The sequence below is a fragment of the Pseudomonas fluorescens genome (assembly GCF_001708445.1).
Classification (GTDB): Bacteria; Pseudomonadota; Gammaproteobacteria; order Pseudomonadales; family Pseudomonadaceae; genus Aquipseudomonas; species Aquipseudomonas gorinensis.
Map to the genome: position 1 here is coordinate 3,517,605 of NZ_CP015637.1, position 13,469 is coordinate 3,531,073.

Sequence of the window (13,469 nt, forward strand, 5' to 3'; positions counted from 1 at the left end):
GTAAAAAAAACCGGCGAATGACGTTTTTCGACGGGTTTAACGCCGCTTTGGACCTTGCCGCCGCGCGGGCCGTCTAGGATTCTGTAGGGGGAGCCAGACTAACTAAAAAAAACCGGAGTGGTCGCCATGAAAACCGTTGCACAAGTGCTCAAAGCCAAGGACCAGAAAAACCAGGAAGTCCATGTCATCAAACACGACCACACCGTGTTTGAAGCACTGGTCCGGATGTCGGAGAAAAACGTCGGGGCCTTGCCGGTCGTTGAGGATGGCGTGGTGGTAGGCATCATCAGCGAACGTGATTACGCGCGCAAAATCATGCTCAAGGGTCTGTCGTCGGTCACTACAAAGGTCCATGAGGTGATGAGCTCTCCGGTGATCACCGTCGACACCCATAAAAAGGTCGATGAGTGCATGAACATCATGACCGACAGTCACCTGCGCCACCTGCCGGTTGTCGAAGACGGCAAACTGCTGGGCCTGCTCTCCATCGGTGACTTGGTAAAAGAAGCCATTGCCGACCAGGCCGACCTGATCAAACAGCTGGAGCAATACATCCGCGGCGAATAGGGGACCCCATGCTCGACACGCTGGAACATCAAGAGGATCACCTCGACACCCTGCACCGGGCCCTGGCCGAACGGCGCTTTCTGGTGTTGACCGGTGCAGGGATCAGTACGTCGTCGGGGATACCCGATTACCGTGACAGCGAAGGCGTACGCCGGGGCAAGGCGCCGATGATGTACCAGGAGTTCCTGGCCACACCGCAAGCGCGACGCCGTTACTGGGCGCGGGCAATGCTGGGTTGGCCGCGAGTACGTATCGCCCAACCGAACAACGCCCACCGCGCGCTGGCGACCCTGCAGCAACGCCAGCGCATCAGTGGCCTGATCACGCAAAACGTCGACACCTTGCATGATCAGGCCGGTAGCCACGATGTCATCGAACTGCATGGCAGCCTGCATCGAGTACTGTGCCTGGATTGCCAGCTACGCAGCCCCCGCGATGGCGTTCAGCGGCAAATGGAAATCGCCAATCCCTACCTGGCGCAGGTGCATGCCGTCCAGGCGCCTGATGGCGACACCTTGCTTGACCCGACCTTCGAAGAGCAGTTCCAGGTACCCCACTGCCCCCATTGCGATGGCGAACGACTGAAGCCGGATGTGGTGTTTTTTGGCGAGAACGTCGCGCCGGCCACGGCGGCCAGGGCGATGGCCGCAGTGGCGCAGGCCGAGGGCTTGCTGGTGGTAGGCTCTTCGCTGATGGCCTATTCGGCATTTCGCCTGTGCAAGGCGATGGTCGAACAGGGCAAGCCGGTGATCGCCATTAACCTGGGCAAGACCCGAGGGGATGAGCTCTTGCAGGTGAAAATCCAAGCCTCTTGTGAGCGGTTGTTGCCTTTGCTGGCCGAGCGGCTGGGAGCCTAAAGACACCACAGATCAACCCGTCGAAGGGGGCGGTGCGACGATTCGACTTACCCCCTCCCACCAGGGTCAAGTGCTGAATGGCCACTTGGCGCCGGCGACTAATCAGCACAAAAAATGACGCCCAAGTCACCTTCTCCTGCATCCTCCCGTCCCCACGGCGATTTATGTAGTGATCGAAAATAATCACTACATAACCGTTGACGTAACCTTTTTGTCCTTGCATGATCTAGACGTCTCCCGGATCGGGAGCGTTGGCAACAAGCGTTTTGAACAAGCTCGTCTGACCGCCGAGCTGTTTTTTCCGGATGTGCACTGCCCACAAGGCAGATTGATGAAGCTGACCGGCCCGAAAGGATCGGTACAAGGAGCTCAAACGCTGCTTGTCTTCGTTATGAAACCATTGCGTAGCAGTTCATCAGCAAGACTACATGCATCAGGTTCAAGACCCTGCCCGTATTCGGCAGACAGTCGCTGACGCCCGGTTTTCGGAACCGGAGACAACTTAAACGTGTATTAACGAATCAATTGATAGATCGCCAACTGGTCAAGGGGCTTACACATGAATCTGAACAACCAACCAACTATCGATGAATTGGCTGATATGTTCGCAGCGCAGAAAGACAAACTCGACGACCATATCCTGTGGATTGGTAAATCGGGCGAAGTCAAAATTGACTGCCTGGCGCCCCACACCGAAGAAGCGGAGTTCGACCGCAATAACCGTGAACTGGCGGCGCGCCTGCGGATGTACCGCCGCGGCCAGGGTTATGTCGGTAAAAAAGCGGCTGCCGATCGTAACTTTATCGAGCAGGTGTTCCATACACTTAATACCGAATGGCAGAACATCAAGGGCCAATCGCAAGTTAAAGTGATTGATAAATACTGCTGATAAAAAATCATTACAACATTAAGTCCGCCCGGTTAGCCGAGCGGACTTTTTTATGCGCGCGATTATTTTTTATTCATATAAACCGGCGCTGACGCAAGCGTCACAGCGGGAACCGGCCCTTCCCCGCCTCATCGCGAAAGATGTCAAACAACGCCTGCGCGGCGGCTGACAGTTCATACCCCGGCTTGGTCAACACCCCAATCGGCCGCTCTATCACCGGGTCGGTCAAGGTAATGCAATGGGCTCCCGCCTCCCGCATCTGCTGCGCACATAACGCCGGTACCGCGCTGACGCCCAAGCCGCTGGCAACCATCTTGCCCACGGTTGCCAATTGGTGGCTCTCCAATGCCACCGGTAGCTTGCGTTTTAAAGCGCCCAGGTGTTCTTCGAGCATCACCCGTACCGTAGAGGGCCGCTGCAAGGTAATAAACGGTTGCTCCAGCAGGGTTTGCCAATCGATCTCGGCGTACTGCGCCAACGGTGAATCGCCAGGCACCACGGCAATGAAGCGGTCCAGGTACAGCGGGGTAAAGACCAGTGACGAGCCTTCCGCCGGCTCAAACGCCACGCCCAGCTCCACCTGGCGGTCGCGCACCATTTCCAGCACCTGTTCGTTGATCAGGTCGTGTACCGTCACATTCACCTGGGGGTAACGTGCGCGGAATATCTTCAGGATCGGCGGCAACAGGTTACCGGCGAACGACGGCATCGCGGCCACCGTTACCCGCCCCCGCTGCAGGGTGAACAACTGGCGCAGTTCGTCCTCGGCATTGTCCCAGTCAGCCATCAGCCGGCGTGCCAGGGGCAGCAGGGATTCGCCCTCGGGTGTCAGCGCGACATTGCGTGTATTACGGCTGAACAAGCGCCCGCCCAGCCCTTCTTCCAGGCCCTTGATGGTCAGGCTCAAGGCCGATTGGGAGAGGTGCAGGCGTTCGCAGGCAGCGGCAAAACTCAGGCTCTGGGCCACGGCAAGAAAGGCACGCATCTGTTTAACTGTCATGAGGCTACTCCGTAGACGGCTCGACTATGCTGTTTTCTAAATCAATCAACCTTAAAAAACAACTTAACAAATCAATCCGTCGGCGCAACACTTCGTTCAATGGCTGGACCACAAACAATAAAAGAGGTGCATATGGCAGGTTTCGATAAACGCGTGGCGTCCTATGAAGAAGCGCTGGCAGGCCTGGAAGACGGCATGACCGTGCTCGCGGGTGGTTTTGGCCTGTGCGGCATTCCGGAAAACCTCATCGCCGAAATCAAGCGCAAAGGCACCCGCGACCTGACCGTGGTTTCCAATAACTGCGGTGTCGACGGTTTCGGCCTGGGCGTGCTGCTGGAAGAAAAACAGATCCGCAAAGTGATCGCCTCCTACGTCGGTGAAAACGCGCTGTTCGAGAAGCAATTGCTCAGCGGCGAAATCGAAGTGGTGCTGACTCCCCAAGGCACCCTGGCGGAAAAAATGCGCGCAGGCGGTGCTGGCATCCCAGCGTTCTTCACTGCCACCGGTGTCGGCACGCCCGTCGCAGAAGGCAAGGAAACCCGTGAATTCAATGGCCGCCCCTACCTGATGGAAGAGTCCATCACCGGTGATTTTGCCATCGTCAAGGGATGGAAAGCCGACCACTTCGGCAACGTCATCTACCGCCACACGGCCCAGAACTTCAACCCGCTGGCCGCCACCGCCGGCAAGATCACGGTGGTCGAAGTCGAGGAAATCGTCGAACCGGGCGAGCTGGAACCGTCGCAGATCCACACCCCTGGCATCTACGTCGACCGGATCATCTGCGGCACCTTCGAGAAGCGCATCGAACAGCGCACCGTCCGCAAATAATCCACGTCCAGAACAATAAGAGGAAGTCACCATGGCTCTCACCCGCGAACAAATGGCTCAACGCGTCGCCCGCGAAATGCAGGATGGTTTTTACGTCAACCTCGGCATCGGCATTCCGACCCTGGTGGCCAACTACATCCCCGAAGGCATGGAAGTGATGCTGCAATCGGAAAACGGCCTGCTTGGCATGGGCCCGTTTCCCACCGAAGAAACCATTGATGCCGACATGATCAACGCCGGCAAGCAAACCGTGACCGCGCGTATCGGCGCCTCGATCTTCTCCTCCGCCGAGTCCTTTGCAATGATTCGCGGCGGCCACGTCGACCTGACCGTGCTGGGTGCGTTTGAAGTCGACGTCCACGGCAACATCGCCTCGTGGATGATCCCCGGCAAGCTGGTCAAAGGCATGGGCGGCGCCATGGACCTGGTGGCCGGCGCAGAAAACATCATCGTGATCATGACCCACGCGTCCAAGGACGGTGAGTCCAAGCTGCTCAGCCAATGCAGCCTGCCGCTGACCGGTGCGAACTGCATCAAGCGTGTACTGACGGACCTGGCCTACCTGGAAATCGAAAATGGCGCTTTTGTCCTCAAGGAACGCGCACCTGGCGTCAGCGTTGAAGAGATTGTGAGCAAGACCGCCGGTAAACTGATCGTCCCGGACAACGTTCCAGAAATGCACTTCCAGTGAGGACTGATTCCATGCAAGACGTCGTGATTGTCGCTGCCACCCGCACCGCCGTGGGCAGCTTTCAAGGTTCGCTGGCCAGCATCCCGGCACCGGAACTGGGCGCTGCCGTGATCCGTCGCCTGCTGGAGCAGACCGGCCTGGACCCGGCCGAAGTCGATGAAGTGATCCTCGGCCAGGTGCTCACCGCCGGCTCAGGCCAGAACCCGGCGCGCCAGGCCTCGATCCTGGCCGGCCTGCCCCATGCCGTACCCGCCCTGACCCTGAACAAGGTCTGCGGTTCGGGCCTCAAGGCCCTGCACCTGGGCGCCCAGGCCATCCGCTGCGGGGACGCCGAGGTGATCATCGCTGGCGGCATGGAGAACATGAGCCTTGCTCCCTACGTGTTGCCTGCTGCGCGCACCGGCTTGCGCATGGGCCACGCCAAGATGATCGACAGCATGATCACCGATGGCTTGTGGGATGCGTTCAATGACTACCACATGGGCATCACCGCCGAAAACCTGGTGGACAAATACGGTATCAGCCGTGAAGCCCAGGACGCCTTCGCCGCCGCGTCCCAGCAAAAAGCCGCGGCCGCCATTGAAGCCGGGCGCTTTGCCGATGAGATCACGCCGATCCTGATTCCCCAGCGCAAGGGCGACCCGATTGCCTTTGCAGTGGATGAACAGCCGCGCGCCGGCACCACCGCCGAATCCCTGGCCAAGCTCAAGCCGGCGTTCAAGAAAGACGGCAGTGTCACCGCCGGCAACGCCTCCAGCCTCAACGACGGCGCTGCTGCGGTGCTGCTGATGAGCGCGGACAAAGCCAAGGCCCTGGGCCTGCCGGTGCTGGCCCGTATCGCCAGCTACGCCAATGCTGGCGTCGACCCGGCAATCATGGGCATCGGCCCGGTCTCGGCGACCCGTCGTTGCCTGGACAAGGCCGGCTGGAAACTGGGCGACCTGGACCTGATCGAAGCCAACGAGGCCTTCGCCGCACAATCCCTGGCGGTGGGCAAAGAGCTGGAATGGGACGCCGACAAGGTCAACGTCAACGGCGGCGCCATCGCCATCGGCCACCCGATCGGTGCTTCAGGCTGCCGCGTACTGGTGACCCTGCTGCATGAAATGATCAAGCGCGACGCCAAGAAAGGCCTGGCGACGCTGTGCATCGGTGGCGGCCAAGGCGTGGCCCTGGCACTCGAACGCAGCTGATAAAAGAGCAACACTGAAAAGGCCCGGCTCCACGAAAAGCCAGGCCTTTTCTTTACGCGGCTTCCCTGAAAAAACACAGTCCTACTGTGGAAGGGGGCTTGCTCCCGATAGCAGTGGGTCAGCTACAGATGTATTAACTGACCCACCCTCATCGGGGGCAAGCCCCCTCCCACATCAGCTCTTCATTGCCTGTCAGATTGAGGCACGGCAAACACCGCATTAGCCCGTGCGACTACCTTCTCCCCCACCCGCAAACCCACGGTGGCAAACGCCATCTGCCGCCCCCGCTTGTGATGCTCCAAGCGCACGGTGATCCACTCCCCCACCTGTACCGCTCCCAGGTAATCAACCGTCATGCTCGCCGTAATCAACGGCAACGGCGGCTCACTGGAAAACGCCATGGCATACCCCATGCCGATATCCGCCAGCGTCGCCAACACCCCGCCATGCACCGTGCCGCGTCCATTGGCGTGACGGTTGTCGGCACGCAAGCCGATCTCCAGTTGCAGGCCCTCTCCCCGGCAATACGCCGGGCCCAGCAGGTCAAGGAGTGGACTGCTTCGGGGCAGCGAGACAAAACCTTCAGGCACAGCGTGAGCGATCATGGCGAGTACGTCCCTGGAATAAGGCTTGAGGTGTACGCCGGGTCCGAAACGACGGCCATCACCATCAGCGCTGCAAATCCCCTGGGATGCTTTGCGTTAATTGGCCAGACCCGTTTTAATCGCCGCCAATGTCTCCTGCACACCTCAAGGAATCGCAATGCGCCACCTGGACGGCAACTCCCACCCGCTCCGCATGCCTCTGATGATCTTGTTCGCCGGCCTCGCCCTGGCCGGCTGTTCGCCCAAGGACCACTCCCGCGCCACGGTGATCAGCGGCGAACAAGGCCGGGCCGGCGCGCAACTGGCCTATGAACATGAGTTGACCCTGGCCCTGCCTGGCGCCTTGCTCGCACCACGCATGCAGGCCACTCGCGAAGCCTGCGAGTCCGCGCGGTTTGGCGCCTGCAATATCCTCGGCATCACCGAAGACGGTAATGGCGGCGAGATCATCCTGCGCATCGCGCCTGGCGGCGTGGAACCGATGGTCACCCTGGCTGCCGAAGGCGGCAAACTCGGACAGCGCATCACCCGCGCCGAAGACCTGGCCGATGCGGTCGCCGATGTGCGCCGTCGCCAGGATCGGCTGCAAGCCCAGCAGCAACGCCTCGACGAACTGGCCAAGCGCAAAGACATCACCGTCAGCGACCTGATCGCCTTGAGCAAGGAGCAAGCGGGCATCGAAAACGAGTTGCAGGCATTGGCCCAGGTCGCTGCCGGCCAGCAACATCGCCTCGATACCAACCGTGTAACGCTGAACTTCCGCTCCTCCGACGGCGCGAATCCAGCGTCACGCTTCAGCCGGATGCTCAGCAACCTGGGCACGAACCTGGTGGACGGCACCGCAGACGCCCTGGAGCGCGCCAGCTACGTGCTGCCGTTCGTGATCCTGGCGTTTCCGGTGGTGTGGTTGTGGGTGTGGCTATGGCGCAGATTCGTTGTGTCGCACAGGCTTGCTGTGGCGAGCGGGCTTGCCCCGCGTCGGGCCGCGAAGCAGCCCCGGAATCAGGAGCCAAAAGATACCTGATACACCGCATTCTGCTTTATTGGGGCTGCTTCGCAGCCCGACGCGGGGCAAGCCCGCTCGCCACGACAAGCCTACTAGCCAGAGCAAGCCTACTGGCCAGAGCAAGCCCGCTCGCCACAGTGATTCGGTGTCAGCGCTTCATACAACGCTGATACCGCTCATCCACGCGCTTGGCAAACCACGCCGTGGTCAGGTTACGGGTGATCTTCGGGCTCTTGAGCACAATGCCCGGCAGGATCGCCCGGGGCAGCGGCTTGCCAGCAGCTTTGTCGGCCAGGGCAAACACCCGTGTGTAGAGGGTTGTTTCTTCAAAATCCAGCTGCTCACCCTGCTCCAGTTGGCTACGGATGCTGGGGTTGCGCATGTCCAGCTTCGCGCCCAATGAGCGCACCGCCAGTTCGGTGGTGCCGGGCAACAAGGAACCGTAGTTGATCAGGTCGCCATCCAGCGCCAGTTCTTTACCCGAGACACGGCTGACCGCAGCCTGGAACGCCGCATTACGGCTGGCGTACCAACCCGCATTGAAGTCGGCGAAGCGATACAGCGGCTGCTCGTAGCTCACCGGATACCCCAGTAAATGGGCGATACCGAAATACAGGCCGCCACGCCGGGTAAAGACCTCGCGGCGAATCGTCCCCTCCACCGTGTAGGGATAACCCCGCGCGTGTTTTTGCGCAAAATCGATGCTGACCTGCATGGGCCCAGCAGTGTGCACTGGGTTGAAACCGCCAAACAGCGTGTTGCCCAAAGGCACCATGCTGATGAAATCGTCGAAAATACCGCTGAGGTCTTTCTCTGTGCGCGCGGCGTTCAAGCGATCGGCGTAGGACTTGCCGGTGGGTGAACGCAATTGCAGCGCACTGCGTACGACAAATGCCGGCACATGGACCTTACCGGCACGGCGCAGGATTTCATCCTGGGCGATCTTGCCCATGCCGGGTACTGCCGGGTCGACCTGGTAGGTGGACTCTTGCTCGGTCACCGCCAACACAGCGCAGATATTTTCAGTACTGGGGTAGATATTCTGGGTGTCGAAGGCCGTGTAAATGTCTTGGGCCCACCCATTCCGGTCCGCCACCGTTGAGGGCAGCAGTCGCACGATCTGCGCTTTCACCTCAGCCTCGCTGCGCTCCGGCTGTTGCGGGGCCCGCGATGTAGAGCAGCCGGCCAGCACCAGCAAGGGGGTGAGGCACAGGATCAGGCAGCGTACGGACATGGGGCTTCCTTGAAAGACAATGGTCAGGCATTGCGGGGTTCGACCGGTAAGTCTAACGCGGGTTCGCCAATCGCCCCTCTCGCCCTCCCAGGTCGAACGTGACAGGATCTATCAACGACCATTCCTACACGGAGTTTGAATGCCATGCTTAGCCTGAACTTTTTCGTCACCTGCCTGATTGTCGTGCTGATTCCCGGCACCGGCGTGATCTTCACCGTGTCCACAGGCCTCACGGCCGGCAAGCGCGCCAGCGTCTTCGCCGCCCTGGGCTGCACGGCGGGCATCCTTCCCCACCTGCTGGCGTCGGTGCTTGGCCTGTCCGCGCTGCTGCACACCAGTGCGCTGGCCTTCGAAGCGTTGAAGTACGCCGGCGTCGCCTACCTGTTGTACCTGGCGTATGCCACCTGGCGGGATCGCTCGGCCTTCGCCATGAACGACGCGCCAACGGTCGCGACTGCACACAGTTTGATGGTCCGCGGTTTCCTGCTGAATATTCTCAACCCCAAGCTGACCATTTTCTTCCTGGCCTTCCTGCCCCAGTTCGTCACCCCAGGCAGCACCGCGCCCGCCCTGCAAATGCTGGTGCTGAGCGGCGTGTTCATGGCGATGACCTTTGCGGTGTTTGTGGTCTATGGCCTGCTGGCCAACGGGTTCCGCCGTACGGTGGTCGAGTCGCCACGGGTGCAGAACTGGTTGCGGCGCAGTTTTGCGGCGGCGTTTGCGGGGTTGGGGCTGAACCTGGCATTTGCGCAGCGTTGAAAGCTTACATTCGCCGGGCCGCCAAGCCCTTTCGAGCTGGGCCGAAAGAAGACGAAACGTCCCACCCAATCGCCGGATAACCTCTACTCCCCTTCCCTGAGAACATCTGCAAAGTCCCTCGCCTGAATACACAGTGCGAGGGATTGCAGATGGCGTTTTTTATTGAGGCCCCGATGGCGGGGGCTGCCGCTTGAACCCGGCCATTGGCAGGTTAGTCCTGACCCCAATGGACGTGAAGACGGTCGACGTTGAAGGCGTCTTCCGCGACTTTCGTGAATGCCTCAACACCTTTGACACCTGGGCGGCGAGCTTCTGGAGCTTTTCGGCACTCGATGTCGAGCAGGTATTCAAGGTAGGGGATGAGGTGGCGCTGGTCGCACCGACGACCCGTTCCCTCAATCCGAGCAGCACCGTCGCCACATGCCGGGCCGATGGCACGCTGACGCTGGTGCATATGTTCCAGAGCACGCGCTTCGTCCCCATCGGCAATACACCGGTGGTGCTGCAACGCGTTGATCCAAACGGCGGCCCGCTGGGTGAGCCGATCCAGCACACCATCGGCCCAAGCGGCATCCTCGAAATCACCGAGTGCGATCGCAACCAGCAGTACCAAATCACCTTCTATCCCAACGTTTCCAAGGATCACGTCAAAGCGCTGTATGCGTCTTATCAGTCGGTGATCGCCGAGCTGGAAGCGCGCCTGCGTGAAGAGTGGGCCGGCGCTTTCCAAGCTCAGTGGCAAGGCTATACGGACGCCAGCCCACTGGACCGGCGCAGGCTGCTGGAGACCGCGTTCCTAAGTGGTATCGGCAAAGCGCTCTACAGCCTGTGGGACAACATTACGCAGCTGTATGAGCTGCTGAAAGACATCAAGCCCAACAGCGAAAAGCTGCTGCAATACCTCTCCCAGGCCGAGCTCGATGAGCTGTTGAAGCTGGGCAACGACAAGATCGCCCATGGCCTGCTGATGCTCAGCGATGAGCCGCTGCTGTTCATCTATGTGTCGGCGATGGTCAGTTGGATGCGCCTGCTGCCGCCCCCGCAAATGCATGAACTGTGGGGCGAGATCACCGGTGAGGTGCTGATCAACCTGCTGCTGATTTGGGCGACGGCCGGGATGGGGGTTGCGGTGCGCCTGGGCTCCCAGGTGCTGAGCCAGGTCAAGTCCGGACGGGCGCGGGAGCTGCTGCAGTTGCTCGCCAAGCAGGTTGCAGGACCGACGTTGGAGCCCCATGTGGCAGCGGCGAAACCGTTGTTGCTCGGCGGCTCGATGATCTCGAAGTCTGTACCTGTTGCACCGCTGAAGGCGGGTGAGAACCTGGTTTCAAACTCGGTGCCGGCAGTTCGAAACAAGAGCCAGCAAACGGTATTGGTCCGGCAAGAGCACGTGGATGATGCGCCTGTTTCGGGGAAAAACCCTGCGGGGGATGCTGCCGCGTCTTCGGATAAAACCGTAACCAACGGCTGCCCGGTGTCGATGGTTACCGGCGAGGAGCTGCTCACCCTCACCGATGGCACGCTGGACGGGATCTTGCCGTTCGAGTGGACCCGGTTGTACCGCACCAGTGCGGTGGAAGTGGATTGCGGGTTGGGGTTTGGCTGGAGTCACATTCAGGAAACACGCGTTATCGTTGACGTTTTTCGCGAGCAAGAACTAGGCGTCCCCCTCGCTCCTACAGAAGGCGATGTCCGCTTAACTGAACGGCATTAGGGCAAGCCCGCTCGCCACAGGGAGATTGGTCGGGGGATGAGCACATCAAGGCGTCGTCCCCACCCAACGTCCGCGGCGCCCTAGGACTTGAACCGGCCCACCAGCCCATTCAACTCCGCCGACAAGCCGGCCAGCCGCCCCGAGTCATCCTGCGCAGAATTGGCCAGGCTCTCCACCAGCCGTGCCTCGTCGTAGATCTGCTGGATATGCCGGTTGATCTCTTCGGCCACGCTGTGCTGTTCCTCGGCGGCGGCCGATATCTGCAGGTTCTGGTCGCGAATCTCGTTGACCGACAACTGGATGCCTTCAAAACTGTCCCGCGCGCTTTCGATGGACGACACACTGGCGCGGGACAGGTCCAGGCAACTGCTCATCTTCTGCGTCACTTCCTCGGTCTTGCTGCCGAGGGTACCGAGCAGTTGTTCGATCTCGCCGGTGGAGTCGGAAGTGCGCTTGGCCAGCGCCCGCACTTCATCCGCCACCACCGCAAAGCCGCGGCCTTGATCACCCGCCCGGGCGGCTTCAATGGCCGCGTTGAGCGCCAGCAGGTTGGTCTGTTCGGCAATCGCACGGATAGTGCCAATGATCTGGTTGATGCTGCGGCTGCCGGCCTCCAGCTCGACCATGGCTTCGGACGACTCGGTCAAGCGGCGGCCGAGCCGGTTGACGTTGTCCGTGGTCATTTCGATCTGCTGCTTGCCCTCGGCCACGCGGCGATGGCCGTTCTCGGCGGACTCCGCTGCGCCGCTGCACGACCGCGCCACTTCATTGGCGGTGGCCACCATTTCATTGAATGCCGTGGACACCAGTTCGACCGCTTCCCGCTGGCGCCCGGCGGCTTCGTTCATGTTGTGCGCCACTTCGCTGTTGACCCGTGAAGCGTCCTGCAAGTTGGTCGACGCCGCGCCAATATGCTGGATCAGCTGGCGGATCGCCGCGAGGAACTTGTTGAACCAACCGGCCAGTTCAGCGGTTTCATCCTTGCCCTGCACCCGCAGTTCGTGGCGCAGGTCTCCTTCGCCCTGGGCGATGGATTGCAAGCCGGTGCTGACCTGACCGATCGGCTTGACGATCACCTTGGAGAACGCCGCGGCGATCAGGCCAAAGATCAGGACCAGCACCGCCACGATGATTGTGGTCAGGTAGGTCATGCGCGTGGCGGCGGCCATCACTTCGTTGTATTCGATCAACCCCACATAACGCCAGCCCAGGCCGGGGGAGGTCCAGATATTGGCCATGTAGCGCACGCCATCGATCACCACTTCGGTCGATCCCTGGGCGGTCTCGGCCAAATGTGCGTACGGCGCGCCAAGGTCCTTGAGCGGCTTGAAACTGTGCTTGGCATCGCGAGGGTCAACCAGGACCACGCCGTCTTCGATCAGCATCACATAGCCGCTTTCGCCCAGCTTGATACTCTTGACCAGCTCGGTGAGGTTCTTCAGCGACACACTCACCACGAATACGCCCTTGGCCTTGCCGGCGTTATCCAGTAGCGCCCGCGCGGTGCCGACCAGCGCGACGTCATCCTTGTCGTAATAGTAAGCCGGGGTGCGCACGGTCTTGCCGGGGCTGGCCATCGCCGCCTTGTACCAGGGGCGCGTGCGCGGGTCGTACTTGGCCAGTTGCGGGTCGTCGGGCCATTTGACGTAAGTGCCGTCTTCCAGGCCGATGGACAGGATCGCCGCAGAAGGATGGGTCGCGCCAAAACGCGCGAACCGTTCGATCACCTGCTGGGCCTGCGCCGGCATGGGCTGGCTGGCGGCGTTGTCGGGTCGATAATCCTTGAGGGTGTTCACGGACGTGTATACAGGATCTGCCGCCATTTGATCGACGTTCTGCAGCGTACCCTCGAAGAATTGCCGGATATTGCCATCGATCTGGCGTATCTCACGGGTACTGCCATCGATGAACTGATCGACTGCCTGGGTTCGCGTATTCATCACGGAGATCACCGCGACCAGGCTAACCGGGATAAACGCGACAGATACAAACGCAAGGACCAGCTTATTCTTTATTTTCATCGAGACGACCATCAGCGGAGAGGGCGGCCAAATCGCCGAGACACTGCGATTTGCTTTCACCGATGTTTCGGCTCGCTTGGGTTAAAGCTTTAGGGTTTTTTGTAC

The 13,469-nt window shown here is 60.5% G+C and carries 12 protein-coding genes and 2 pseudogenes; 9 read left to right on the forward strand and 5 right to left on the reverse strand.

The annotated features are described in order from the left end of the window. Window positions 1-126 precede the first annotated feature (126 nt). From A7317_RS15515 to A7317_RS15525, 3 genes are all read left to right on the forward strand, one after another. Window positions 127-567 (forward strand): CBS domain-containing protein, encoded by a 441-nt coding sequence (locus A7317_RS15515; RefSeq protein ID WP_069076244.1) that lies wholly within the window; start codon window positions 127-129, stop codon window positions 565-567. An 8-nt stretch (window positions 568-575) separates the two neighbouring features. Further along, window positions 576-1,424, forward strand: a complete 849-nt coding sequence (locus A7317_RS15520; protein WP_069076245.1) for an NAD-dependent protein deacetylase — start codon at window positions 576-578, stop codon at window positions 1,422-1,424. A 559-nt stretch (window positions 1,425-1,983) separates the two neighbouring features. Then, window positions 1,984-2,313 (forward strand): hypothetical protein, encoded by a 330-nt coding sequence (locus tag A7317_RS15525; RefSeq protein WP_069076246.1) that lies wholly within the window; start codon window positions 1,984-1,986, stop codon window positions 2,311-2,313. A gap of 100 nt (window positions 2,314-2,413) precedes the next feature. On the opposite strand, the gene A7317_RS15530 is transcribed toward A7317_RS15525, so the two are convergent. Then, on the reverse strand, window positions 2,414-3,313 hold the full coding sequence (locus A7317_RS15530) for a LysR family transcriptional regulator (protein WP_069076247.1): 900 nt from the start codon (window positions 3,311-3,313) through the stop codon (window positions 2,414-2,416). 132 nt (window positions 3,314-3,445) lie between these two features. Between A7317_RS15530 and A7317_RS15535 the strand changes: the two genes are divergently transcribed. Genes A7317_RS15535 through A7317_RS15545 form a run of 3 tightly spaced genes read left to right on the forward strand, consistent with a single transcriptional unit; the run spans window position 3,446 to window position 6,028 of the window. Beyond that, entirely contained in the window at window positions 3,446-4,144 is a 699-nt protein-coding gene (locus tag A7317_RS15535; protein WP_010566044.1) for a CoA transferase subunit A, read from the forward strand. A 31-nt stretch (window positions 4,145-4,175) separates the two neighbouring features. Next, entirely contained in the window at window positions 4,176-4,835 is a 660-nt protein-coding gene (locus tag A7317_RS15540; protein ID WP_024074503.1) for a CoA transferase subunit B, read from the forward strand. An 11-nt stretch (window positions 4,836-4,846) separates the two neighbouring features. Further along, a complete protein-coding gene (locus tag A7317_RS15545) occupies window positions 4,847-6,028 on the forward strand; it encodes an acetyl-CoA C-acetyltransferase (protein ID WP_024074502.1) in 1,182 nt (393 codons plus the stop codon). 182 nt (window positions 6,029-6,210) lie between these two features. Here A7317_RS15545 and A7317_RS15550 read toward each other — a convergent pair whose 3' ends face one another. After that, window positions 6,211-6,633: a PaaI family thioesterase gene (locus tag A7317_RS15550; RefSeq protein WP_024074501.1), complete on the reverse strand. Its 423-nt coding sequence runs from the start codon at window positions 6,631-6,633 to the stop codon at window positions 6,211-6,213. 157 nt (window positions 6,634-6,790) lie between these two features. On the opposite strand from A7317_RS15550, the gene A7317_RS15555 reads away from it, so the two are divergent. Beyond that, the gene (locus A7317_RS15555) at window positions 6,791-7,657 is read left to right on the forward strand and encodes a DUF4349 domain-containing protein (protein ID WP_069076248.1); all 867 of its coding nucleotides are present in this window, start codon (window positions 6,791-6,793) and stop codon (window positions 7,655-7,657) included. A 130-nt stretch (window positions 7,658-7,787) separates the two neighbouring features. Here A7317_RS15555 and A7317_RS15560 read toward each other — a convergent pair whose 3' ends face one another. After that, window positions 7,788-8,873, reverse strand: coding sequence for a DUF1615 domain-containing protein (locus A7317_RS15560; RefSeq protein ID WP_069076249.1), 1,086 nt, complete (start codon window positions 8,871-8,873; stop codon window positions 7,788-7,790). A 144-nt stretch (window positions 8,874-9,017) separates the two neighbouring features. On the opposite strand from A7317_RS15560, the gene A7317_RS15565 reads away from it, so the two are divergent. Next, the gene (locus A7317_RS15565) at window positions 9,018-9,632 is read left to right on the forward strand and encodes a LysE family translocator (RefSeq protein WP_024074498.1); all 615 of its coding nucleotides are present in this window, start codon (window positions 9,018-9,020) and stop codon (window positions 9,630-9,632) included. 226 nt (window positions 9,633-9,858) lie between these two features. Continuing rightward, window positions 9,859-11,265, forward strand: a pseudogene (locus A7317_RS15570) (DUF6531 domain-containing protein); the annotation flags it as partial. 158 nt (window positions 11,266-11,423) lie between these two features. On the opposite strand, the gene A7317_RS31620 reads toward A7317_RS15570, so the two are convergent. Further along, window positions 11,424-12,191: a methyl-accepting chemotaxis protein gene (locus A7317_RS31620; RefSeq protein ID WP_370531127.1), complete on the reverse strand. Its 768-nt coding sequence runs from the start codon at window positions 12,189-12,191 to the stop codon at window positions 11,424-11,426. An 87-nt stretch (window positions 12,192-12,278) separates the two neighbouring features. Next, window positions 12,279-13,376, reverse strand: a pseudogene (locus tag A7317_RS31625) (cache domain-containing protein); the annotation flags it as partial. Window positions 13,377-13,469: the final 93 nt, after the last annotated feature.